The organism is Acinetobacter sp. B-6, from assembly GCF_056930735.1.
This window is the reverse complement of record NZ_JBXPBY010000009.1, coordinates 115,248-138,779: the sequence shown is the minus strand read 5'-3', so window position 1 is coordinate 138,779 and position 23,532 is coordinate 115,248. Positions and strand designations below refer to the sequence as shown.

Below are 23,532 nucleotides of genomic sequence, written 5' to 3'. Positions count from 1 at the left end.
TACAGATTTTCCTTTTCTTTGGCAGACGAAGTTTTGGGCAAATAACGCTAAAAATACTGATCAAATTTTAAATTTGATCAATTTCAAATCAGACTGCTTCACATCCATTTGCAATAGCTTTTGTTTTAATTGTCTGATCAGTTCAATATAGTCTTGGTCGGATTGATCTTTTAAAAGTTCAAGATAACTGTCTAATCTATTCAGTGCTTTATCTCGCCATTTAAACAACTCCTGAATCGGATGATATTTTTCAGGATCTACATGGGTTAGGTCATATTCCAATATTTGGCTATTTGTTAATGCCGTATCAAATTCTTTGACTCGTTTTAGGCAATTCAGCGTATCTTCTAGTCGAAAACGGATTTCATGTTCACACAAAAATTTTAAATGAGCTAAATCATGTTGCTCTGCAAAATACTGTGCTAGTGGTAATGTAAATTCCTCATAAGGATACCAACGACCATGTGCGCACGAAATCAATTCTTTAAACTTTTTATTGTCCAACCATTGTCGAAAAACTGCATCTTTTGCCAATTTATAATCTGCCAAACGTCGTGCTGTTTGAGCGAATGATTCATCTGCTGTACCTGAATAAATCATTTGATGTCTTTTTAAATATTTGCTGATTTCCGTATTAAACTTACTATAACTCAAAGTCTATACTCTATGATCATTATGATTTTTATCAGCTTATAAGTTGAATGGGATATTTACTGTTTCAAATGCGTAAAAAGCTTCAAGCCCGACCATCTTTATACTTAAAGCTTTTAATTTTGTATTATCTCAATGCACCAATATAGTGATGAGAAACTTGTGCACGATATATTTCTTCTTCCGTTGCACCAGAAACATAGCCTTCTTCAGATGCTGAACCCTGTTCTATCCAGTCAACGGTTGTATCTAAATCTTGTTGTTCTTGATCAAGTAAATGCTGTAAACGTAAAGCATGTCGATTGAGCTCAGCATCTTGAGTTGCTAAAGATATATCAATGACATACTGCGCATAGCTTTTATTGTCAACCAAATACATCACATCTATGACGCGCCCTGTTACACGTCTAAGTCTGGTTAAAATGAGTGCCCCAATTGAAAATGCATCTGCATGTGCAATAAATCGATTGTTATTGACTGGTTGCATAAAAATCCCCTGTATTCATTTAATTTTTTAACATCAGCACACTGACCAATACGATGAATAACTAAGCAATTTATATACCAATTTTAAATTCTAACAGCTGTCATCTTTTAAAAAGTTCAATCAATCAGAATCTTTAAGTCGTTGAATCATGATTTGACCGACACATCTAGGTCCTTCCAATAAATTGAATAATTGCCCAATGTGTATATGACGTTCATCATGATCAAACAAAAACCACATTTCTGCTTCATTCGGAGACATTGCATTCATTTCAAGTGCAATACTCCAAGTATTGATCTTATGCTTGTGCAAAATCTCTGTTGTACAGTAATAAACACCATGTTGTGGGATATACTGACGTCCACCGTTCTCAGGTGTATACCAATCAATCAACACTTCAAAGACTTGCTTTTGTTTTATCATGACAGGTTAATTATTTTGTTCACTGATGAATTCCAAGTTACCACGTTGTTTGCTCTCCATCGTCATCGATCACATCAACCTGAACATATTGACCGAATAAAGCCAAAAAAGCTTTTATTTCTTGTCAGAGTTGATCATTCATTGCAGATATTTCCAATAGAATTTGGGATGCTTCAAAAATCAAACGAACATCATATTCCCATGCATTTTCTATCACTGTCATTGCTTTTAAATAAATAGGGTCTGTGGACAATTCGTCTATGTTTGCGACTAGGTGTGTTTTTTAGGCGATTCTAGACGCGAGATACGAAATTTAGTCATTCTAAATGATGAGAAACGCTGTTTCGCAAGGGAGCGACGAAGCGACAAAAAACACACTAGTCCCCGCTGCGCCTTGCGCTGCAAACAAAGCAGTGCTTTGTTCTTGCTCAGGGTTGTGGCTAAAATTATCTCAGGCTACGTTATGAAACTTGAAAATAGTCTCGCTATTCTCTTCATTTCATGCCTTGCCTGCTCAATTTTAACCCACAACGCAAGTCATTTATGAAATGCCCACAGCCCCTAATATTTGACTGGAGGAATTGATAACTCTGCAATTGCTGAGCGATTTGAATCACCGATTGACAATGTGTTCGATACCATTCTACTGGCTGAAAGGTGACATAAAATTCCGCTGACATATCCAAGCTCTCTAGATAATGATCTTATAAAGCAGGTGAATGATAAAAATATGTCCAACACATTTCTATTGAGATAAAAATAAGTACCAATCCCATCACTACATTAAAAATTCGTGCGCGATTTCCTGTGTTTAAAAAGTTTGCTAATTTTTGCCCCACAACTCCCCACAAGAATAAGGATAAATAACACACCACAAAATAAATCAGCACAAAAATCAGCAAAGCATTTTCGATTTGACCTGTTGAAAACAAACCCGTACCTGCTACAGCCGCAATCCATGCTTTTGGATTAAGCCACTGCATCAATGCACCTTGCATAAATGTGGGAATTTTAGTTTGAGCATGGCTTTGGGTAGAAATCGTTGTGCCTTCTGCACGCAGAATATTTAGCCCAATCCATAACAGTAAAACTGTACCCAATACAGTAATAATATCCAGTAGTAAAGGATAAACCACGATGATTTGATATAGACCAAAACAGACTGATGCCAATAGCAAAGTAAAGCCAATTGTTGCCCCTGAAATAAAACCAAAGCTGCGTTTAGCGCCATAATTCATACTACTGGTTAAAATGGTTAAATTTACAGGTCCTGGCGATATGGACATTGAAAGTGAAAAAATGAACATTGAAAGAATAAGACTCAGCATTTTTTTAAATTTCTTGATTTGATCTTGGTTAGATATGGATATTTGAATATATTTCAAGCAAATCACCACAATCTATGAAAGAATTTTAAGGTTTTTGGAAAAATTCGATCTTCTTGGCACAATCCACAAGTTTTCGTCATCAAAATACGCTAAAATATGCGATTGCTTTAATGTCTTTGGAAATATTCATGAATTCGAAACCGCGTCTTTCTACATATTGGGTTACCTGTGCAGATGGACTAGAAACCTTACTGCAAGAAGAAATTCAAGGTTTAGGGATTCAAAATATTGAAAAATTTCCTGGACGTTTGGTCTTTAAGGGTAAACTTGAAGATGCTTATCGTATTTGTATGTGGTCACGCCTCGCTTCACGTGTGCTCACGCCTATTCATACACATGAACTTGAATTTACGCATGATGCGCGTGACGTTGCTGAAGAACTTTATGAAGGTGCGATCAACTTTGATTGGTCGTTAATTTTTGCACCACAAAGTACTTTTGCCATTCGCCTACACGTTGAACGTGATATCAAGGTCAATACTCAATTCGCGACCTTACGTGTCAAAGATGGCGTGGTTGATTCTTTCATGGAAGCAGTGGGTAAACGCCCAAGTATTGATATTAAGCAACCTGAAATTACCTTATATATACTTGCAGGCAAAACTGAACATACCTACTGCCTAGACTTATCTGGCGATTCTCTACATAAGCGTGGCTATCGCCGTTACATGACCGATGCACCGATTAAAGAGAATTTAGCCGCAGCCATCTTACAAAAAGCCAAATTGAAAGAACGTCACCCAGAAATCATACTTGACCCAATGTGTGGTTCAGGTACGTTTATCATTGAATCACTAATGATTCTGACTGACCGTGCGCCAGGTTTAGTCCGTCGTTTTGGTTTCAATGGTTGGAATGGGCATGACCATGAACTCTGGATGTCGATCAAAGCTGAAGCCGCAGACCGTCATCAAGCCGCATTACAACAACCTTTACCAAAATTCTATGCTTATGATGCAGATTGGGAAGCTGTCAAAGCCACCAAGCAAAATATTATTGCGGCAGGTTTTGAACAGCAACTCGATCAAATTCAAATCGAAGAACGTACATTAGCAGATTGGCCAGACTTCCATGCTGAAGGTAAAACATCCTTTGTTGTCACCAACCCTCCTTATGGTGAGCGTTTGGGAGATAAAGCTTCAAACCGAGCATTATATTTAGGTCTATCTGCGCTTTTACAAAAGAATTTCCCAAATCAATATGCAGCTGTTATAGCTGCAGCAGTTGAACAAGCGGATGTATTGGCTTTCAACAATCCACAAATTTTACGTTTGATGAATGGTAAATTACCGATTTATGTTCGTTTTGGTGATATTAAACCAGCAACAGTCAGTAAGCCCTTCCTTGCTGATTGGCAACCTCAACAATTTGAAAAGATTGAAGGTGCTGAAGACTTTACCAACCGTTTGCAAAAAAACATGCAAGCTTTAAAGAAATGGGCAGTCAAAGAAAATATTTATTGCTTAAGACTTTACGATGCGGATCTACCTGATTTTAATGTTGCAGTTGACCTTTATGGTGATCGTTTGCATGTCCAAGAATATGCGCCACCGAAATCAATTGATCCTGAAAAAGCCAAAAAGCGTTTTAATCTTGCTTTAGCCTCGATCCGTGCGGTAACAGGTTTAGGTCGTGATGCAATTTTTATCAAAACCCGTGCGCGTCAAGAAGGTAAAGCGCAGTACACCAAACAAAGTACTGCGTCTAAACGCTTTATCGTTCAGGAAGGTAAAGCTAAAATTCTGGTCAATTTAACTGATTATTTAGATACAGGATTATTCTTAGACCACCGTCAAATGCGCTTACGCATCGCAGCAGAAGCCAAAGGCAAACACTTCCTTAACCTATACAGCTACACCTCGACTGCAAGTTTGCATGCCGCTTTAGGGGGTGCTGCCAGTACAACCAGTGTGGACTTATCCAATACTTACTTAAACTGGTCTAAAGAAAACTTTGTACTGAATGGTCTGACCGTAGATCATGCTGATGAACAACACCAATTTTTCTCAAGCGATTGTTTCGAATGGCTCAAAGAGGGTCATGAACAATATGACTTGATCTTTATTGATCCGCCAACTTTCTCTAACTCAAAAAAATTCTACGGTACATTCGATGTTCAACGTGATCATATCTCATTACTTAAACGAGCAATGAACCGCTTAACGACCGAAGGAACTTTATATTTCTCAAATAACTATCGTGGTTTTGAGATGGATGAAGAAATTGAGGCTATGTTTGATGTGCAAGAAATCAGCAATGAAACCATTGGTTTAGATTTTAAACGTAATCAAAAAATCCACAGAGCTTGGAAAATTAAACACTTCCCTGTTTAATTTTTTTCTCGCTATTTATACGCCACGGGGTCAACTTCATGACCAATGTACAAGGTCACCCGATCTTGTGTTGTGATACGAACATCGTGGCGTTGATAAGGGTTAAATCCAATATCGATAATTTTATATTTTTCTAAAGGGGTAATATATTTATCCCCTGGTTTATTTGGATCAGGGTCTTTTTTTTGCCACTCAAAATCAGTCAATACAGTAGAATATATTTCATCCTTTTTTGCTGCATCTGCTTGTTGTTGCGCGATCTTATGATGTAAATCTTTTTGCTCATCTACAGATTGTTGAACATTCTGTTTAACGGCTTGAATAATAATCGGCGAAAGCTTTACTACACCTACAGACTGTTCTGCAAGATCTTGGTCATCCAATTGATTTGCCAATATCTCACCCGAACCCAGTGCCATTAACAACATCGTCAGTAGCTTTAAATAATCAGATTTTTCCTTTATTTTGATCGTCATGATCAACTTCCCTTTCTTATTATTCCTGTCTAAAAATTATCAATTTTTAACAAATGTTGCAATCAAACGATCAGAAAACCCGATAATAGGTAAAACAGGTTAGGTTTATCTGTTAAATAAGCCCGCTTACTGGCTGAAATAGGTCCAAACAGAACTAATCAACACATTCCGCTGTAATTCTGCCTGCATTACACATTTCCCATAACTGCTGGTGTGCATAACGGTTACCTTGTGCTTCAGAACGCTTCAACCATTGCACTGCCAACGTTACGTTTGCAGCAACACCCTTACCTTCCAGATACATCTGCCCAACACTGTTTTGAGCATCCTCATCGCCCTGCTCAGCAGATTTCAACATCCATTGAAATGCTTGCTTTTCATTTTTTGTTATTCCATCCCCATATAGATTCATGAGGGCAAGATTACGTTGTGCATTGGCATCGCCTTGTTCAGCAGATTTCTGATACCATTTTGCAGCCAAGGCTTTATTTTGCGATATGCCCTCACCAGTATAGTAAGCAAGCCCTAAATTATTCTGTCCTGCTGGATCATTCTGTTCTGCTGATTTTTTATACCACTCTACAGCTTTGGAAGGATCTTGCTTGACCGTAAAACCATATTTAAAGAAATCACCAACAACTGAAAATGCTAGCCAAAACCCTCCTTGAGCCGACTTTAGCATCAATGCTGCCCCGTTTTTTTGGGATGCCTCATCTTCGCGATGTAATAAAAAGTCAGCATATTGATACATTGCTTCTGGATCCCCCTGTTCTGATCGTTTGATCATTTCTTCAAATGTTCTTTCAGGTAAGGCTTGTGCCAAAGGGTTAAAACATAAAATTGAAAATAATAGGATATACATTTTTTTATTCATTGAATATTCGCCGTTGATATATAGATTTCTTATAACATAAAAAAACCAACCGTCTTATAACGGTTGGTTTTTTATCTTTGGTACATGACTCGATTAGCTGAGTTTTAATTTCCCAAAATCAAGCTCACCATTTTCAGCACTGATCAAGATGGTATCACCCGCTGTGAATGCACCTGACAAGATTTTTTGCGCCAATGGGTTCTCAACCTGCTGTTGGATTGCACGTTTGAGTGGACGCGCACCATATACAGGATCAAAACCAGCATCGATCAGAATGTCAAACGCTTGATCATCAACATTTAAACGAATATCACGTTCAGCTAAACGTGCGCGTAGACGATCTAATTGAATATCCGCAATGCCTCGAATCTGCGATTTTTTCAATGAGTGGAACACCACCAATTCATCTATACGGTTGATGAACTCTGGACGGAAATGCTGAGAAACGGCATTCATCACTGTTGCTCGAACATCTTCATCGCTTGCACCTTCACCCAACTCACGAACATCACTTGAACCTAAGTTAGACGTCATCACGATAACCGTATTCTTAAAGTCGATCACACGACCTTGAGAATCTGTCAAACGCCCATCATCAAGCACCTGCAATAAGATATTAAATACATCTGGATGTGCTTTTTCCACCTCATCAAACAACACCACGCTATATGGCTTACGACGTACAGCTTCAGTCAATACACCGCCTTCTTCGTATCCGACATAGCCTGGAGGCGCACCAACTAAACGACTGACCGAATGCTTTTCCATAAATTCTGACATGTCAATTCGAATGATCGCATCATCACTGTCAAATAAAAAATTGCCTAAAGCTTTGGTAAGCTCGGTTTTACCCACACCTGTCGGTCCAAGGAACAAGAATGACCCACTTGGGCGATTCGGATCGGAAAGACCTGCGCGTGAACGGCGCACCGCATTTGCGACTGCCACAACAGCCTCATCCTGACCAACGACACGGTTATGCAAGAAGTCTTCCATATGAAGCAGTTTTTCACGTTCACCTTGTAGCATTTTGGACACTGGTATACCTGTTGCAGCACTGACAACTTCTGCAATTTCGTTTTCAGTCACTTTGGTACGAATCAGTTTTGGCTCTTCATTCACTTCCGCAACTTCTTCTTCATTCAAGCGTTTTTGCAACTCTGGAATCACACCATACTGCAAACGGCTTGCTTCAGCCAAGTCACCTTCACGTTGCGCTTTTTCAAACGCTGTGCGAGCTTTATCAAGTTCAATTTGCGCCTGATTAGTGCCGTCAACCAAACGTTTTTCTGCAATCCAAACTTCTTCCAAATCACTGTATTCTTTCTGAACTTCAGCAATTTGTTTTTCCAAATGCTCAACTTCAGCCTTACTGACTGAATCCGCATCCTTCTTAACCGCTTCCAATTGCATCTTCAACTGGATTAAACGACGGTCTAAACGATCTAGTGCTTCTGGCTTAGAGTCAATTTCCATTTTGATTCGTGATGCAGCCTCATCAATCAAATCAATCGCTTTGTCTGGCAATTGACGATCTGTAATATAGCGATGCGACATTTTCGCTGCAGCAATAATCGCGGAGTCAAGAATTTGCACCCCATGATGGGTCGCATATTTATCTTTTAAACCACGTAAAATTGCGATGGTATCTTCCACACTTGGTTCATCTACCAATACTTTTTGGAAGCGTCTTTCTAAAGCTGCATCTTTTTCAATAAATTGACGGTATTCATCCAAGGTGGTTGCACCTACACAACGTAACTCACCACGTGCTAACGCAGGTTTTAGCATATTCCCTGCGTCCATTGCGCCATCACCTTTACCCGCACCCACGAGCGTATGTAGTTCATCGATAAACAGGATGATTTCACCATCAAATTTCGCGAGATCTTTTAAAACAGCTTTTAAACGCTCTTCAAACTCACCACGATATTTCGCACCAGCCAATAATGAACCCAGGTCTAAGGACAAGACACGTTTGCCTTTTAAACCTTCTGGTACTTCACCATTGATAATACGTTGCGCCAAACCTTCGACAATCGCAGTTTTACCGACACCTGGTTCACCAATAAGCACTGGATTATTTTTGGTACGACGTGACAATACTTGAATGGTACGACGAATTTCCTCATCACGACCAATCACAGGGTCGAGTTTTCCTTCTGCAGCACGAGCAGTTAGATCAATGGTGTATTTATTAAGTGAATCTCGTTGATCCTCATGGTTATTTGCCATCACTTGTTCACCCCCTCGAATATTTTCAATCGCTTTGCGTAGTTTTTCAGTGGTCACACCTACGCCAGTTAATAATGTTTTGGTTGCACCTGTTTCAGCCAATGCCAAGATGACCCAATCTGTAGATAAGAACTCATCACCTGCTTTTTGGGCAAAGCTGTCTGCTAAATTCAACGCTCGAACAGCCTCAGGATTGAGGTTGATATCTCCAGTCGGTGTTCCAATTTTTGGTGCATCCGCCAACGCTTTCTGCAACTTTGCTTTTAACTCAGGGATATTTGCACCAGCCTGTTGTAACAGACTCAGATTTGAAGGTTCATCCAATAACACTGAAAGAATATGAATACCTTCAATGGCGGTATTGTCATTACCCATTGCCTGAGATTGTGCATCTGATAAAGCTTGCTGTAAGCGGTTCGTAAATTTTTCAAATCGCATTCTTGTTATTCCTCACAACAAATTTGTACTTGAATAATAGATGGGAACGGTTTTGTAGATTTCAACTATATTTAAAAATTAATTTATATATTTTTCAAAAGCTTACTAAAATAGTCAGGATACATTTTAGTATTAATATTTGTGCTAAATTCATCTTTTTCAAGTCAATTTAAGCAAAAATATTACGTATGACCTTTAAGCGTTTGTATTTTCAACGATATGCTTTAGAGTAAGCAGTATTGAACTTTTTTAGAATAACAACAATGTTGAATTTCAGTAAATTATTGTCGGTACTATTCACTATAAGCATGTTAAATGCTTGTGGCTATCAATCGCCGAACAGCGATAAATTTCCACATAAACATATTCAAGAATTAACACCTGAAACATCAGATTTAGAATTTAAATGGTTTAAATCGCCTGCTGACACGATCTTAAAAGTTTTGAATGAAAATTTTATTGTTTATGATTGTTCGATATTTGAAAGAGTCAATCAACCCAAACGGGATTTAAAAATTTGTAGTTATGATTTACGTACCCATCAACAGCTTCCGGCATATTTTGTCTCGTCTTCACCCCGGCAGTTGATCCAACAAATTGAATATTTAGGTCAAAATCAATTTTTAGTGACTATAAGAATTTTTCAAGCCGATTATCAGTCGTCCACTCAAGCTTATCTTTTCAATGCGCAGACCCAAACTTTTACTCAACTAAGTACCTTTTCTTATGATCAATTTGCTTATGCACTATTGGAGCAAATGGTACAGGAAAAAACTTATCAAAAAAAAGTTTCAGAACATGACATCATCGTTTATTTCGACCCTCAATATGTCTCAGAAAAAGAAGCCGAGAAAGTCAAACAAGAACAAAAACAGCAGGAACAATCTTTTATTCAAAATATAATAGATATTTTTAGAACTCAGCCTGAACAACCACAACGTAACTTTTCACCCAATAATTATCGAGTTCAACCTGCAGAACCATTTAATTTAGCGATGATTGCAAAGTTAAAACAATACTTACAACAGCAGCAAGCCGAGTGTTATCAAGTGATTGATGAAGAAACACAACTCATAAAAACCTCAAAAAACTATATTTTTAGTCAAGATTTTTCCAGATTTCTTCCAAAATTAGAACATTCGATTGAGCTACCTGAATGTAAGACAGCCCCTAAACCAATAATTTCAAACGATAAATACCTAAAATATCAAAGTATTGATGATGTCCAAGGCTCAGGAAATCACTATATTTTTTGGTTTACACCGATTGGATATGATGTATTTGAAATTCAGCAACATGGCAAAACAATACAGTTTAAACTGCCGCTTGAAGCAGCACAAATCTATCGTATTAGAAATGATCTCATCGTGATCAATGCTCAAACTTATTACATTATTCCTTTGTCTTAGCAAATATAGTCAATCTGCTTAAAAAGCCCATACAGTAAAAATATAATTTCTTGTGATCAATAAAATCAATGTAATGAATATATTGTTGAATCATTTAAAGCTATGATTGCCATGCTTTATATCAAAAGTTTAAATAGATCTGCGTAAGCAATGCTTCTCTTTGCTTATCCATTCTTTCTTGAATAGCATTCTTGTGTTCTTTCTTGAATAGCATTCTTGTGTTGCAAACAAAGCAGTGCTTTGTTTTTGCTCATATACACTCACTCAACATGGCAACATCCATGTCACCTCACAATAGAAAGAACATCGGCGATTCAAAAATGCAAAAAAGTCATTCTCCAAAAGTTTCTAATAACTAATAATTTGTATAAAAGCATCAAGCTTATTGAATAGGAATGATTTAAATCGAATCACTTGTATCGATAATCAGGGTTGAACTATAGAATCTCAATCAAGATCATCATGAATACGATGAGATTGGCTATACTTCTGTCTTGGTTGCCGAACTCTGCGAAACCGCACTATTTGCAGCAACACTTTGAGTAATCCACACGTTACCCCCAATCACAGCGCCTTGACCGATCGTGATACGTCCAAGAATGGTCGCACCTGCATAAATCACCACATTGTCTTCAACAATTGGGTGACGGGCATATTCTTTCTGCAAACGTCCGCTATCATCGACTTCAAAACGCTTAGCACCCAAAGTGACTGCTTGATAAATACGGACATTTTTTCCAATAATACACGTTTCTCCAATCACCACACCTGTACCATGATCGATGAAGAAACCTTGTTCAATTTGCGCACCTGGATGAATGTCGATTCCTGTTTTTGAATGTGCAATTTCAGCAATTAAACGTGCCAATAGAGATAAATCTTTTTTATAAAATTCGTGGGCAACACGATGATAAATGATTGCCAAAATTCCCGGATAACATAGCAACACCTCATCCACACTACGTGCCGCAGGATCACCATCATAAGCCGCTATCACATCTGTATCCAAAATACGGCGTATATCAGGTAGTTTTTGCGCAAATTCACTGACAATACTTTGCGCCAACACGTCAATGACATCTGCATTTTCATTATGTTTTTTATATTTATAATCATAGGTTAAATTGAGTTTGACTTGCTCAAGTAAGGAATGCAAAGTTTTTTCAAGTGTATGTGCAATATAAAAATTTTCACTTTGTTGTCGTAAATCATGTGGTCCCAAACGCATAGGGAATAAAATGCCACACAGGTCATTCATGATCTTCTTAATTTCGTCTTTTGACGGTAATTCCCTCCCTCCAAAGTCTTTGAGACTTTTACGTTGGGTACGCCATTCATTCCGAGCTTCTTGTAACTCATCCACAATATTTTGGATATTCCATTGGGTCATATGTTTACCTACCTAAAAGACGTTCCATGATCTAAAAAACCTCACATGAAATTTTATTATTCATCTAAATACTATTTTATTCACAATAGGGTAGATAAACATAATTCATATAAGCATATCTGTAAAAAATAATTCAATCTTTATTTCAAAATAAGAATAAGCAATCCATTTTTTATTAATTTATAGAATATACAAAATGTTTATAGTTGTTATCAATACATCTGATACATCAAAGCTTAAATACAAATTTAAGTCAGAAAAAAGGCAATTGAAATGACCAGTTTAAACCAACAACATTTTAACGAATTAACTCAAGCACAAATTGAAAAGATTTTTGAACAAGCGCAACAACGTGTTGAAGACCATTATTTAGAGTTTACAGGTACGATTTTACCGCACGAAGCTTGGGCATTGTATCAAGCCGGTCATGTCGAAATTGTTGATGTTCGTACCAATGAAGAACGAAAATTTGTCGGTTTTGTTGAAGGTACCATTCACATCCCCTGGGCTACAGGAACTGCATTAAACCGTAATCCACGTTTTGCCAAAGAACTCGAAAGCAAAGTGGGCAAAGATAAAATCATTCTCTTACTGTGCCGTAGCGGTAAACGTTCCGCAGCGGCAGCCAATGTCGCTTTCAATGCTGGTTTTGAAAATATTTATAACATTGAACAAGGCTTTGAAGGTGACTTGGATGAAAACAATCATCGCGGGGTATTCAACGGTTGGCGCTTTCATGGATTGCCTTGGCGCCAAGAATAGCTTTCGAAGTTATTCCTTATACATATTTTAAAAGATTCAAAATATGAAGCATTCATAACAGCACTCTGATTTTACTGGAGATGATAACAATAGACACCTTAAACAAATTGTAATCAACCATCAATTCATATCACCAAGGATTAAAACATGGCTAAGAACCAAGAAGTCACACGCCAAGCACTCAATGATCAGGCTGCTCGCCAACTGGCAAATGCAACCAAAACCGTTCCTCAACTTTCAACAATTACGCCACGATGGCTGACGCATTTATTACAATGGACACCTGTAGAAGCTGGTATTTACCGAGTCAACAAAGTCAGCAATACAGATGATATTCAAGTTGCCTGCACCCAACGTGATGAAGCGACACTTCCACAAACCTTTGTGGATTATGAGCTTAATCCTCGTGAATATTTTTTAAATGGGGTTTCAACCGTACTCGATATTCATACCCGTGTTTCAGACTTATACAGTAGCCCTCACGATCAAATTAAAGAACAATTACGCCTGACTATAGAAACGATTAAAGAGCGCCAAGAAAGTGAATTGATCAATAACCCTGAATACGGGCTATTAGCGAGTGTTGCAGATGAACAACGTCTTTCAACCTTGACAGGCGCCCCAACACCCGATGATTTGGATGACCTATTACGCAAGGTTTGGAAAGAACCCGGTTTTTTCTTGGCGCATCCTGATGCAATTGCTGCATTTGGTCGTGAATGTACTCGCCGTGGCGTACCACCACCGACTGTCAGTTTGTTTGGTTCTCAATTCATTACATGGCGTGGTATTCCGTTAATTCCTTCCAATAAAATCCCAGTGGAAGACGGCAAAACCAAAATCATCCTGTTACGTGTCGGAGAAAAACGTCAAGGTGTCGTCGGACTATTCCAACCTGGTCTTGCGGGTGAACAAGCACCAGGACTTTCAGTCCGCTTTATGGGCATCAATCGCAATGCCATTGCTTCATATTTAATTTCGTTATATTGCTCACTTGCTGTGCTTACAGATGATGCGCTTGCTGTACTTGAAGATGTGGAGGTAGATAAATACCATGACTATCCAACAACCTACAAATAATTCATCTGCTGCAACACAAGATGCACCAATCCATGAATCTGTGATTACCCAGTTGGCAAATGAATTGTTTGCGGCATTACCACAGCAAAAAAAACAAGCTTTGAATTTTGAACTACCTGATCAAGTGCTCGGGCAGAGCCATACACCACAGCCAAAAGATCCAATAGCAGCTTTATCAGGTCGTATCCCTGCTATTGTGCAACAAGCTCATTTAAATCCGAAATCTACGCAACATTATGTAGAACCTACGACAGATCATCCTGAACGTCGCATTCTATCTTCGGCGCCAATTATTGGAGGAGCGAATACGCCAGACCCATTCACGGTCACACCTGATTGGAATTTAGCCTTAAATTCAACGTCTGCACTCCCCTCTACTCCGCCAGCAACATCCGCAACACCATCACAATCCGCTTTTTATTTTTTGGATTTTGCTCAACATGAAAGTGTTGATGCTGAAAATCTACAACACAACATCAGCCAAACAAAAGGAGTTAAAAATCCCTATGCCTTTGATGATTATCATGTGACAAATGACCATCATCTAAAAAGCACGATAGAAGATCGTAATGACAAACCTGCGACGACTGAATCAGGCTATTACTTTCTTCAATCCCCCACAATTGAGTCTGTTCGTCCACATTCAGATAAGCAAATACCCACTCAGAGTCAAAATTATCAGCCATTGGATATTCTGCAAATTCGAAAAGACTTTCCAATCTTGCAAGAGCGTGTCAATGGTCAGCCTTTGATCTGGTTGGATAATGCAGCAACCACCCATAAACCACAGGCAGTTATTGATCGAATTTCTTATTTTTACCAGCATGAAAATTCGAATATTCACCGTGCTGCACACGAACTCGCAGCACGCGCCAGTGATGCCTATGAACATGCACGTGATGTGGTTGCTCGCTTTATCGGTGCAGCTTCTGCTAAAAATATTGTTTTTGTCCGAGGCACAACCGAAGGCATTAATTTAATTGCAAAATCATGGGGAAAACAAAATATTCAAGCGGGAGATGAAATCATTGTCTCGCATTTGGAACATCATGCCAATATTGTCCCCTGGTACCAACTGACTCAAGAAACTGGCGCTAAGCTGCGGGTAATCCCTGTCGATGATACAGGTCAGATTCAGATTGATGAATTTATCAAACTTCTCAATCCAAAGACTAAGCTTGTTTCAATCACTCAAGTATCCAATGCACTTGGTACGGTGACACCGACTCAAGAAATTATCGCTTTAGCACATGCTGCTGGTGTACGGGTCTTAATTGATGGCGCGCAATCGGTTTCTCATGTTCCAACCAATGTGAGTAGCTTAGACGCTGACTTCTTTGTGTTCTCTGGGCACAAAGTTTTTGGACCTACAGGGATCGGCGCTGTTTATGCCAAATCAGAATTACTCGACAGCATGCCCGTTTGGGAAGGTGGCGGTAATATGATTCAGGATGTCACCTTTGAACATGTGATCTATCAACCTGCTCCAAATAAATTCGAAGCTGGTACTGGAAACATTGCTGATGCTGTTGGCTTGGGCGCTGCTTTGGAATATATAGAAAGAATCGGCATCCACAACATCGCACGCTATGAGCATGATTTACTGGAGTACGGTCAACATGCACTTCAAAGTGTTTCTGGTTTACGTTTAATTGGTACAGCCTTAAATAAAGCCAGTGTGATGTCTTTTACCCTTGCAGGTTATGAAACTGAAGAGGTAGGGAAAGTTTTAAATCAGCATGGAGTTGCTGTACGAACGGGACATCATTGCGCACAACCAATTTTACGCCGTTTTGGTGTCGAACGGACGGTGCGCCCTTCACTTGCGTTCTATAACACCACTGAAGAAATAGATGTATTGGTTTCAGTATTGCACCAATTAAGACGAGCTAAACCTTATCGGTCTGCATTTGCAAATCAATGAATATCCAAGCAGTTCTTTTAATGAATCACATGCTAGATCATTAGCATGTGATCGTAAAAATATATCAAATTCATTCTCCCTCCAATTCAACCTATAAACTGTACTCGAAAGCGCTTGATCAATTTAAAAGTTGGTCGATTTAAATGCTCACAAGTACAAATGCTAAGCGTTTAAACGATCAACAGGAGTGCTGATAATTTAACAATCATGGGCTTGAGCTTGCTAGGACAATCTCAGATACTGTCTAAAAATTAAATCTTGTATCAGCATTATGTTTTCAATCAAAAAAATCCTCATTTTAACCAGCCTAATGATCACAACTCAAAGCTTTGCGTTACCTCAAGACTCACGTCGAGCTGGTGGTATTGCGGTGATTACTGTGCCCAAAACAGTGTTGAATGTGAGTTATCAAGGCAAGCCCGTATTGGTTGTTGATGGGACCAATTCGGTGAATCATATTGTGTTTGGTATTCCACTTTCTGCTCAGGTTGGCAACCTAGAACTGCAAAGCTCAAATGGTCCAATCAATATTGAGGTGCAACCCTATAAGTATGCTGAGCAACGGCTTAATGTAAAAAACCAGGATTACGTTAATCCAAATCAACAACAGCTTGATCGATATAGCCAAGAAGCCAAAGAGCAAAATGACGTCTATAGCACATTTAGCCCAGCCCAATGGAAAGATTTCCCAAATTTCATCCGACCAACTGCAGGTAAATTTAGCAATTCATTCGGTCGCAAACGTTTTTTCAATGGCGAAGAACGCGCACCCCATTCTGGATTAGATATACCTGCTCCAATTGGACAAAAAGTTATTGCACCCGCGGCAGGAAAAGTGGTTGCAACAGGCAACTATTTCTTTAATGGCAATACTGTCATGATTGATCATGGACAAGGTTTAATTAGTATGTTCTGTCATCTAAGTAAAATAAATGTTGAGAAAGGACAAATATTACAACAAGGTGATTTGCTCGGTTTGGTGGGTAAAACAGGACGAGTAACAGGACCACATTTACATTGGGGAATGAGTCTCAACAATGCACGTGTTGATCCACAGCTTTTTCTAACCCACTAATTTGCTCAAATAGATCGCGAAATTAAGCCATTTCCTCACTAAAAATAGCTTTTTTGGAGAAAATACACATTTTGTAATAATTTATTTTATTTAATTTTGACTCCACTAGTCACGTTTTATAAATACTAAAAAATAAAAAAAAGCCAATAAAACTATTGGCTTTTTTTAGATTTATTTTGCTATTCAGCAGCGATAATTTCATAATCGTGGGTGATTTCAACACCGCCATCAGACAACATTTTACTCGCCGAACAATATTTTTCAGCTGATAATTCAACAGCTTTGGCAACTTGCTTATCTTTTACATCATGCCCTGTCACGACAAAATGTAGATGTATTTTAGTAAATACTGCTGGAATGGTGTCTGCACGTTCAGCCTTGAGCTGACAAACAACATCCGTTACATTTTGTCTCGATTTCTTTAAAATGGTCACAATATCAAATGAAGCACACCCACCAAGTCCCATTAATATCAATTCCATAGGACGTGGTCCACGGTTTTCACCACCGTATTCAGCAGAACCATCCATAATAATTTGGTGACCACTTTCTGAATTTGCTTGAAAAGCAACATTCTCTAACCAATGAACGCTAGTTTGCATTGCAACTACCTAAAAAAAGCTATAAATTTACAGGGTACCTGTACACTAGCATAAAATGAGTTGATAAGGAATTTCATCTCTACTGCTTCTACGTGACGAGTTCAATTTAGATCAAAAGATCTAGTTATTATCCAATTCGGAATTTTTAAGCATGTCTTCTAATTTTGCACAACTTAGTACAGATGCTTTGTCACCTGGTCAATTACCTGAGTCAGTCAAAGCTTTGCTCAAGAGAGCCCACATCAATCGTTTTCCTAAACGCTCAACAATCATTGATGCAGGTTCAGAGTCAAAATCACTGTATTTAATTTTAAAAGGTTCAGTTTCAATTATTTTACGCGAAGATGATGAGCGTGAAATCGTTGTTGCCTATTTGAACCCTGGGGATTTTTTCGGAGAAATGGGTTTATTTGAGCAAAACCCACAACGTACAGCCGAGGTCAGAACTCGTGATGTATGTGAAATTGCAGAGATTTCATATGACAATTTCCACGAAATCAGTAAACAATATCCTGACTTAAGTTATGCAGTATTTGCACAACTTGTTCGTCGCTTAAAGAATACAACACGTAAAGTAACTGATCTTGCATTTATTGATGTCTCTGGTCGTATTGCACGTTGCTTGATTGATCTTTCTGCGCAACCTGAAGCAATGATTTTACCAAATGGTCGTCAGATTCGTATTACTCGTCAAGAAATTGGTCGCATCGTAGGTTGCTCACGTGAAATGGTAGGGCGTGTATTAAAAACGCTTGAAGAGCAAGGTATGATCGAGACTGATGGTAAAGCAATTTTAATTTTTGATGCGTCTTTAGAAGAGTCTAAATTCTCTGAAGATGAATATAACAATGATGATGAATAAAATTTAAAAGTTGATTTGAGAAGTAAACATCACCAATTTTTTGGCTTTGATAAATATCAAAATTCTCAAAATAACACCATCTTTATATTGTTTAAAAGCAAACTTTCGAGTTTGCTTTTTAAGTCTAAACTCTACAGTTTTTGTCCATCTTCCCTTTGTGCTGTTTGAATAGTGAATTGGATAAAGATAAATACTTTCTTATACATTTTTTAGATAAATTCATCTTCTTTTGGTCATTAGAAAAATAATTTCAACAGCTTATCAAATTTTATTTACGTTATTATTCTCATTAGATATTGAACTCTCATTAAAGGATCTGACATGAAATCAAATCGCTTAGGTCATTCTGATTTGGTGGTACCTGAAATTTGTTTAGGAACCATGACTTTTGGTGAACAAAATACTCAGAATGAAGCATTTGAACAACTCGCCTATGCACTTGATCAAAATATTCATTTTTGGGACACAGCCGAAATGTATCCTGTTCCCCCCAAACCTGAAACTCAAGGTTCAACAGAAACCATTATAGGCAATTGGATTGCTCAAAATGGTCAACGCGACAAACTCATCATTGCTACAAAAATCGCTGGACCACAGCAAGGCGGTAGTCAAATCCGTGATGGGCATACAAAATTTATCGCTTCAGAAATTAGTTCAGCGATTGATGGTTCATTAAAACGCTTACAAACCGATTATATTGACCTCTACCAACTACATTGGCCACAGCGACCTGCAAACTTCTTCGGTACCTTAGGCTATGGCAATCAGCAAGCGGCATTGACTCAAAACATTACCCCACTTGCAGAAACATTAGAAGCGCTTTCAAATGAAGTTAAAAAAGGACGTATTCGCCATATTGGCTTGTCCAATGAAACGCCATGGGGCACCTTAAAATTTTTACATCTCGCAGAGCAATTGGGATTAGAGAAAATTGTCAGTGTACAAAACCCATATAGCTTGTTAAATCGCACCTATGAAGTCGGTATGTCTGAAATTGCACAGTTTGAAAGTGTTGGTTTACTTGCTTATTCACCACTTGCATTTGGCTACCTGACAGGAAAATATCGTCATGGTGCACGACCTGCAGATGGTCGTATTAGTTTATTTTCGCGTTTTAGCCGTTATACCAACCCTCAAAGTGATTGGGCAACAGAACAATATGCGCGACTTGCTGAAAAACACGGTTTAAGTCTAACCCAATTGGCATTGGCATTTATTAAACAGCAATTCTTTGTGAGCAGCACCATTATTGGTGCAACACAACTTTCACAGCTAAAAGAAAATTTTCATGCTTTCGAGCTTCATCTGTCTGAAGAAATCTTAACGGAAATCGAAGATATCCATAAACAACAACCTAATCCAGCACCTTAGTTTGATTCAGGTTTTAATGTACATAGCCACTCCATTCGCGTTACTGATTCAGAAACTAAAAAAGGATGCCTAGGCATCCTTTTCACTTATATACTGTTGTAGTCCCAAACGCTTATTTTCCACCGCGTGCGTTGTATACTGCCATCGCAGCTGCAAGATTCTTTTTCATCGCATTGATACGGTTTGCATCAGATGGGTGTGTAGAAAGCAAAGCAGAACCTTGAGCACCACCTTGTTTGGCCATTTTTTCCCACAACGTGATTGCCGCTTGTGGGTTATAGCCTGCCTTTGCCATCATCATTAAACCGCCTTCATCCGCACGGCTTTCCAAGCTACGTGAATAAGGTAAGCCCACCCCCACTTGACTGCCCAAATCAATTGCAGCATTGCCTAATTCACCAATTTGGCTACCTGCATAAGATTTACCAATATTTACGGCAAGATTGGTTAAGGCTTGCGCTCCTAACTTCTGTTTTGAATGCTCTTCTAAAGCATGGGTCATTTCATGTCCCATAACAGCAGCCACTTCAGCCTCAGATAAATTGAGTCGGTTAACAATGCCCGTATAGAAAACAACTTTTCCACCTGGTGCAACATAAGCATTGATCTGATCTGACTTAAGCACAGCCAACTGCCAATCAAATCGTTGTCCTGTTTGGTTCATTTGATCTGCATAAGGTTTTAAGCGAATAAATGCCGCATTTACCTTTTTATATGTTGCAGAAGTTGTGTCTAAAGTTTTATTTGCACGTGCTTCTTGCACAGTTTTGTTAAAACCCAGCGTCGCATTTGAATTCAATGTTGCAGAGTCTGCACCTGCCATATCCGCAATGGTTGTACATCCAGAAATTGAAATCGCAGTCGCAGCGCAAAGACTAAGTATTAATTTATTGTTCATTATAATCAACTCCATAGAGAACAAATAAAAACGTTGTGAATTATATGCAAATGTTACATAAGGATAAATCAATAATTTTCATTAAATCATATTAATTATGTAAGTAAAAAACCTACAAAAACTGTACCATCAACCAGTACACCAAACAGAGTACATTCAAAGCCAAATAGATATTTTTTAAAGGAATAATTTTCTGTTCCAACTGCTGATCATTTCGTTTAAAAAATAGAAATGCATTTTGAATCAGAACAATAGGAACCAGTATACAAGCAATCATTACACTCAGCCCAAGCAAAGCTTGAGAAACAATAGCTGGATCAGTGGTTTGAGCCTGAATAATGAGCATAGCGATTGTTGGTGCACCGCCCATTGCAAAAATCAGAGAATAAAACATCGTTGAGGATATATTCTTTTGCATGGTTCAAACTCAATGTGTATCGAAAGGTATATTCTAACAAGCTGAATATAAAAACCTAACTTAAATCATTTTCGACTTTAGTCTTTTACTTCCAAGAAAAAGCCTGAATAACTTCAGGCTTAGATCTCTTCTACATTTCAATTATTTTTTGATTGCAGCTTTATAAACTTGCTTGGCTTCAACCATACTCTTATTTAAATCTGAGATACGGTCATTATTCGATGGATGCGTAGAAGTAAACTTTTGAACACCATTGGTACTGCCACCATCAATTTTATTCATTTTTTGCCATACTGTGATTGCGGCTTCTGGGTTATATCCTGCTTTAGCCATAAGCATCAAACCACCACGATCCGCAGAAGACTCTAAACTACGTGAGTAAGGTAGACCGACGCCGTATTTACTACCAATATCGAGTGCTTGAGTACCCATTGAGCCTAACTTATCACCTGCATAAGTTTTACCCATCTTCACAGCAAAATCAGTGATTGCAGTAGCACCTGCATCGCGTTTAGAGTGTTCTTCTAAAGCATGCGTCATCTCATGACCCATGATTGCAGCGATTTCAGCATCTGTTAATTTAAGCTGATTGACGATACCTGTGAAGAACACCACTTTTCCACCCGGCATGACAAATGCATTGAGTTCATCAGATCTCAACACACTTAACTGCCAGTCAAACTGTTGCCCTGTTTTATTTGCTTGATCCGCAAAAGGCTTCATTTTTACAAAAACAGCATTCACACGTTTATAAGTAGATGATGTCGTATCCAGTGCTTTTTGCGCCTTTGCATCTTCAACCAATAACTTATAATCTGCTGCCGCATTGAGGTTTAATGTTGCAGAGTCATTACCCGTTAACTCAGCAACCGTGGTGCAACCAGACAAACCAAACACTAACCCTAATCCAAGTAATACATTCTTGTTAATCATTATTTTCACCAAAGCTCATTAGTCTTTATGTAAACTCCAACACGGAGTTCAACGTTTAGCGCCCAAATTATGTTGTATTTTGTAAAAAAAATCAAAGTAAATCACATTTTATTTAAACCTTATAAAATAGCTTTATAAAAAAAGCTCCCGAGGGAGCTTTTAAAATATCTATATATTAAGCATCAAATGGGTGACGCATCACAATCGTTTCATCACGATCTGGACCAGTAGAAATGATGTCAATCGGACATTCAATCAACTGCTCAATACGCTTCACATAATTAATTGCATTTTGTGGCAATTGATCTAGTGATTTCGCACCGAAAGTCGATTCAGACCAACCTGGCATGGTTTCATAGATTGGTTTTAATGTTTCAAATGCAAGCGCATCTGTAGAACCAACACAACCAGAATCCGCAGCTTCATAGCCTACACAGATTTTCACTTCTTTTAAGCCATCTAAAACATCAAGCTTAGTTAAGCAAATACCAGATAATGAGTTTACATCAACTGAGCGGCGTAAAATTTCTGCATCAAACCAACCACAACGACGTTGACGACCAGTAGAAGCACCAAACTCAGAACCTACAGTACCTAAGTGTTTACCAATCGCATCACCAACATCATTGGCAGCATCATAAACAAGTTCGGTAGGGAACGGACCCGCACCTACACGAGTTGTATATGCTTTGGTAATCCCAAGAACATAATCAAGGTGTAATGGACCTAGACCTGAACCTGAGCTCACACCACCTGCTGTTGTATTTGAAGAGGTTACATATGGATATGTACCGTGGTCAACATCCAATAATGAACCTTGAGCACCTTCAAACATAATATTTGCACCATCTTTACGATAGTCATGCAAAGTCGTGATCACGTCCAATACTAATGGTTTAATCACTTCACGCCATTGGTCGCAAAGAGCAAGTACATCTTCTACTTTAACTGCTTCAACACCAAAGAATTGGGTTAACTGGAAGTTATGGTACTCAAGAAGTTCTTCAAGCTGCGCTTTAAGATGATCACCACCACGTACCAAATCCGCAACACGGATTGCACGACGAGCGACCTTATCTTCATACGCTGGACCAATACCACGACCAGTTGTACCAATCTTAGCATTTCCACGTTTTTTCTCACGTGCTTGATCAAGTGCAATATGGTGCGGAAGGATCAATGGGCAGTTTGGAGAAATACGTAGACGTTCACGAACAGGTACGCCCTCTTTCTCTAAAATATCCATTTCTTTGATCAAAGCTTCAGGTGAAAGCACAACACCATTGCCAATTAAGCAAAGTACGTTTTCACGTAAAATACCTGATGGAATGAGGTGAAGAACTGTTTTCTTACCACCAACGACGAGTGTGTGACCCGCGTTATGCCCGCCTTGATAACGTACTACCGCAGCTGCTTGATCTGTGAGCAGGTCAACGATTTTACCTTTACCTTCGTCGCCCCATTGGGTACCGAGTACCACAACACTTTTGCCCATAATAGCCT

General features: G+C 38.6%; 21 protein-coding genes. 8 read left to right on the top strand and 13 right to left on the bottom strand.

Annotated elements, in window-relative coordinates; all coding sequences use genetic code 11:
• Positions 1 to 60: 60 nt before the first annotated feature.
• The 4 genes from AC1Z3T_RS12675 to AC1Z3T_RS12660 all read right to left on the bottom strand — a co-directional run bounded on the left by AC1Z3T_RS12675 (position 61) and on the right by AC1Z3T_RS12660 (position 2,847).
• Positions 61 to 600 carry a hypothetical protein gene (locus AC1Z3T_RS12675; protein WP_005029456.1) on the bottom strand — a complete coding sequence of 180 codons (540 nt, stop codon included), beginning with the start codon at positions 598 to 600 and terminating at the stop codon, positions 61 to 63.
• A 178-nt stretch (positions 601 to 778) separates the two neighbouring features.
• Complete coding sequence (locus tag AC1Z3T_RS12670) at positions 779 to 1,138, bottom strand: hypothetical protein (RefSeq protein WP_100885022.1); 360 nt, start codon at positions 1,136 to 1,138, stop codon at positions 779 to 781.
• A gap of 120 nt (positions 1,139 to 1,258) precedes the next feature.
• Entirely contained in the window at positions 1,259 to 1,561 is a 303-nt protein-coding gene (locus tag AC1Z3T_RS12665; RefSeq protein WP_100885021.1) for a hypothetical protein, read from the bottom strand.
• A 704-nt stretch (positions 1,562 to 2,265) separates the two neighbouring features.
• Positions 2,266 to 2,847, bottom strand: coding sequence for a LysE family translocator (locus AC1Z3T_RS12660; RefSeq protein ID WP_227544031.1), 582 nt, complete (start codon positions 2,845 to 2,847; stop codon positions 2,266 to 2,268).
• Between the two features lie 230 nt (positions 2,848 to 3,077).
• Here AC1Z3T_RS12660 and rlmKL point away from each other — a divergent pair, with 230 nt between their 5' ends.
• Complete coding sequence (gene rlmKL / locus AC1Z3T_RS12655) at positions 3,078 to 5,282, top strand: bifunctional 23S rRNA (guanine(2069)-N(7))-methyltransferase RlmK/23S rRNA (guanine(2445)-N(2))-methyltransferase RlmL (protein WP_100885019.1); 2,205 nt, start codon at positions 3,078 to 3,080, stop codon at positions 5,280 to 5,282.
• Between the two features lie 11 nt (positions 5,283 to 5,293).
• On the opposite strand, the gene AC1Z3T_RS12650 is transcribed toward rlmKL, so the two are convergent.
• The 3 genes from AC1Z3T_RS12650 to clpB form a co-directional block, all read right to left on the bottom strand.
• Positions 5,294 to 5,758, bottom strand: coding sequence for a hypothetical protein (locus AC1Z3T_RS12650; RefSeq protein ID WP_100885018.1), 465 nt, complete (start codon positions 5,756 to 5,758; stop codon positions 5,294 to 5,296).
• Positions 5,759 to 5,912: 154 nt separating this feature from the next.
• A complete protein-coding gene (locus tag AC1Z3T_RS12645; RefSeq protein WP_227565967.1) occupies positions 5,913 to 6,620 on the bottom strand; it encodes a tetratricopeptide repeat protein in 708 nt (235 codons plus the stop codon).
• A 105-nt stretch (positions 6,621 to 6,725) separates the two neighbouring features.
• Positions 6,726 to 9,305: an ATP-dependent chaperone ClpB gene (clpB, locus tag AC1Z3T_RS12640; protein WP_004831149.1), complete on the bottom strand. Its 2,580-nt coding sequence runs from the start codon at positions 9,303 to 9,305 to the stop codon at positions 6,726 to 6,728.
• A 263-nt stretch (positions 9,306 to 9,568) separates the two neighbouring features.
• On the opposite strand from clpB, the gene AC1Z3T_RS12635 reads away from it, so the two are divergent.
• Positions 9,569 to 10,714, top strand: a complete 1,146-nt coding sequence (locus tag AC1Z3T_RS12635; RefSeq protein ID WP_100885016.1) for a hypothetical protein — start codon at positions 9,569 to 9,571, stop codon at positions 10,712 to 10,714.
• A 481-nt stretch (positions 10,715 to 11,195) separates the two neighbouring features.
• On the opposite strand, the gene epsC is transcribed toward AC1Z3T_RS12635, so the two are convergent.
• Complete coding sequence (epsC, locus tag AC1Z3T_RS12630; RefSeq protein WP_004831151.1) at positions 11,196 to 12,104, bottom strand: serine O-acetyltransferase EpsC; 909 nt, start codon at positions 12,102 to 12,104, stop codon at positions 11,196 to 11,198.
• A 273-nt stretch (positions 12,105 to 12,377) separates the two neighbouring features.
• Here epsC and AC1Z3T_RS12625 point away from each other — a divergent pair, with 273 nt between their 5' ends.
• From AC1Z3T_RS12625 to AC1Z3T_RS12610, 4 genes are all read left to right on the top strand, one after another.
• Positions 12,378 to 12,866 (top strand): rhodanese-like domain-containing protein, encoded by a 489-nt coding sequence (locus tag AC1Z3T_RS12625; protein WP_004831152.1) that lies wholly within the window; start codon positions 12,378 to 12,380, stop codon positions 12,864 to 12,866.
• Positions 12,867 to 13,013: 147 nt separating this feature from the next.
• Positions 13,014 to 13,946: a family 2A encapsulin nanocompartment shell protein gene (locus tag AC1Z3T_RS12620; RefSeq protein ID WP_046760268.1), complete on the top strand. Its 933-nt coding sequence runs from the start codon at positions 13,014 to 13,016 to the stop codon at positions 13,944 to 13,946.
• Positions 13,921 to 15,870: a family 2A encapsulin nanocompartment cargo protein cysteine desulfurase gene (locus tag AC1Z3T_RS12615; protein WP_100885015.1), complete on the top strand. Its 1,950-nt coding sequence runs from the start codon at positions 13,921 to 13,923 to the stop codon at positions 15,868 to 15,870. The genes AC1Z3T_RS12620 and AC1Z3T_RS12615 overlap by 26 nt, the downstream gene beginning before the upstream one ends.
• A 271-nt stretch (positions 15,871 to 16,141) precedes the next feature.
• Positions 16,142 to 16,945, top strand: coding sequence for a peptidoglycan DD-metalloendopeptidase family protein (locus AC1Z3T_RS12610; RefSeq protein ID WP_463674999.1), 804 nt, complete (start codon positions 16,142 to 16,144; stop codon positions 16,943 to 16,945).
• 179 nt (positions 16,946 to 17,124) lie between these two features.
• Here AC1Z3T_RS12610 and AC1Z3T_RS12605 read toward each other — a convergent pair whose 3' ends face one another.
• Positions 17,125 to 17,547, bottom strand: a complete 423-nt coding sequence (locus AC1Z3T_RS12605; RefSeq protein ID WP_004831156.1) for an OsmC family protein — start codon at positions 17,545 to 17,547, stop codon at positions 17,125 to 17,127.
• A gap of 151 nt (positions 17,548 to 17,698) precedes the next feature.
• Between AC1Z3T_RS12605 and crp the strand changes: the two genes are divergently transcribed.
• Positions 17,699 to 18,409 (top strand): cAMP-activated global transcriptional regulator CRP, encoded by a 711-nt coding sequence (gene crp / locus AC1Z3T_RS12600; protein ID WP_004831157.1) that lies wholly within the window; start codon positions 17,699 to 17,701, stop codon positions 18,407 to 18,409.
• Positions 18,410 to 18,730: 321 nt separating this feature from the next.
• Positions 18,731 to 19,780 (top strand): NADP(H)-dependent aldo-keto reductase, encoded by a 1,050-nt coding sequence (locus AC1Z3T_RS12595; RefSeq protein ID WP_100885014.1) that lies wholly within the window; start codon positions 18,731 to 18,733, stop codon positions 19,778 to 19,780.
• A gap of 112 nt (positions 19,781 to 19,892) precedes the next feature.
• Here the strand turns inward: AC1Z3T_RS12595 and AC1Z3T_RS12590 are convergent, their stop codons facing one another.
• The 4 genes from AC1Z3T_RS12590 to AC1Z3T_RS12575 form a co-directional block, all read right to left on the bottom strand.
• Positions 19,893 to 20,678, bottom strand: coding sequence for a M48 family metallopeptidase (locus AC1Z3T_RS12590; protein WP_004831159.1), 786 nt, complete (start codon positions 20,676 to 20,678; stop codon positions 19,893 to 19,895).
• A 112-nt stretch (positions 20,679 to 20,790) separates the two neighbouring features.
• On the bottom strand, positions 20,791 to 21,096 hold the full coding sequence (locus AC1Z3T_RS12585) for a phosphoethanolamine transferase domain-containing protein (RefSeq protein WP_005029483.1): 306 nt from the start codon (positions 21,094 to 21,096) through the stop codon (positions 20,791 to 20,793).
• Positions 21,097 to 21,237: 141 nt separating this feature from the next.
• Positions 21,238 to 22,029 carry a M48 family metallopeptidase gene (locus AC1Z3T_RS12580; protein ID WP_100885013.1) on the bottom strand — a complete coding sequence of 264 codons (792 nt, stop codon included), beginning with the start codon at positions 22,027 to 22,029 and terminating at the stop codon, positions 21,238 to 21,240.
• 175 nt (positions 22,030 to 22,204) lie between these two features.
• Positions 22,205 to 23,524, bottom strand: a complete 1,320-nt coding sequence (locus tag AC1Z3T_RS12575; protein WP_100885012.1) for an adenylosuccinate synthase — start codon at positions 23,522 to 23,524, stop codon at positions 22,205 to 22,207.
• Between the last annotated feature and the right edge of the window lie 8 nt (positions 23,525 to 23,532).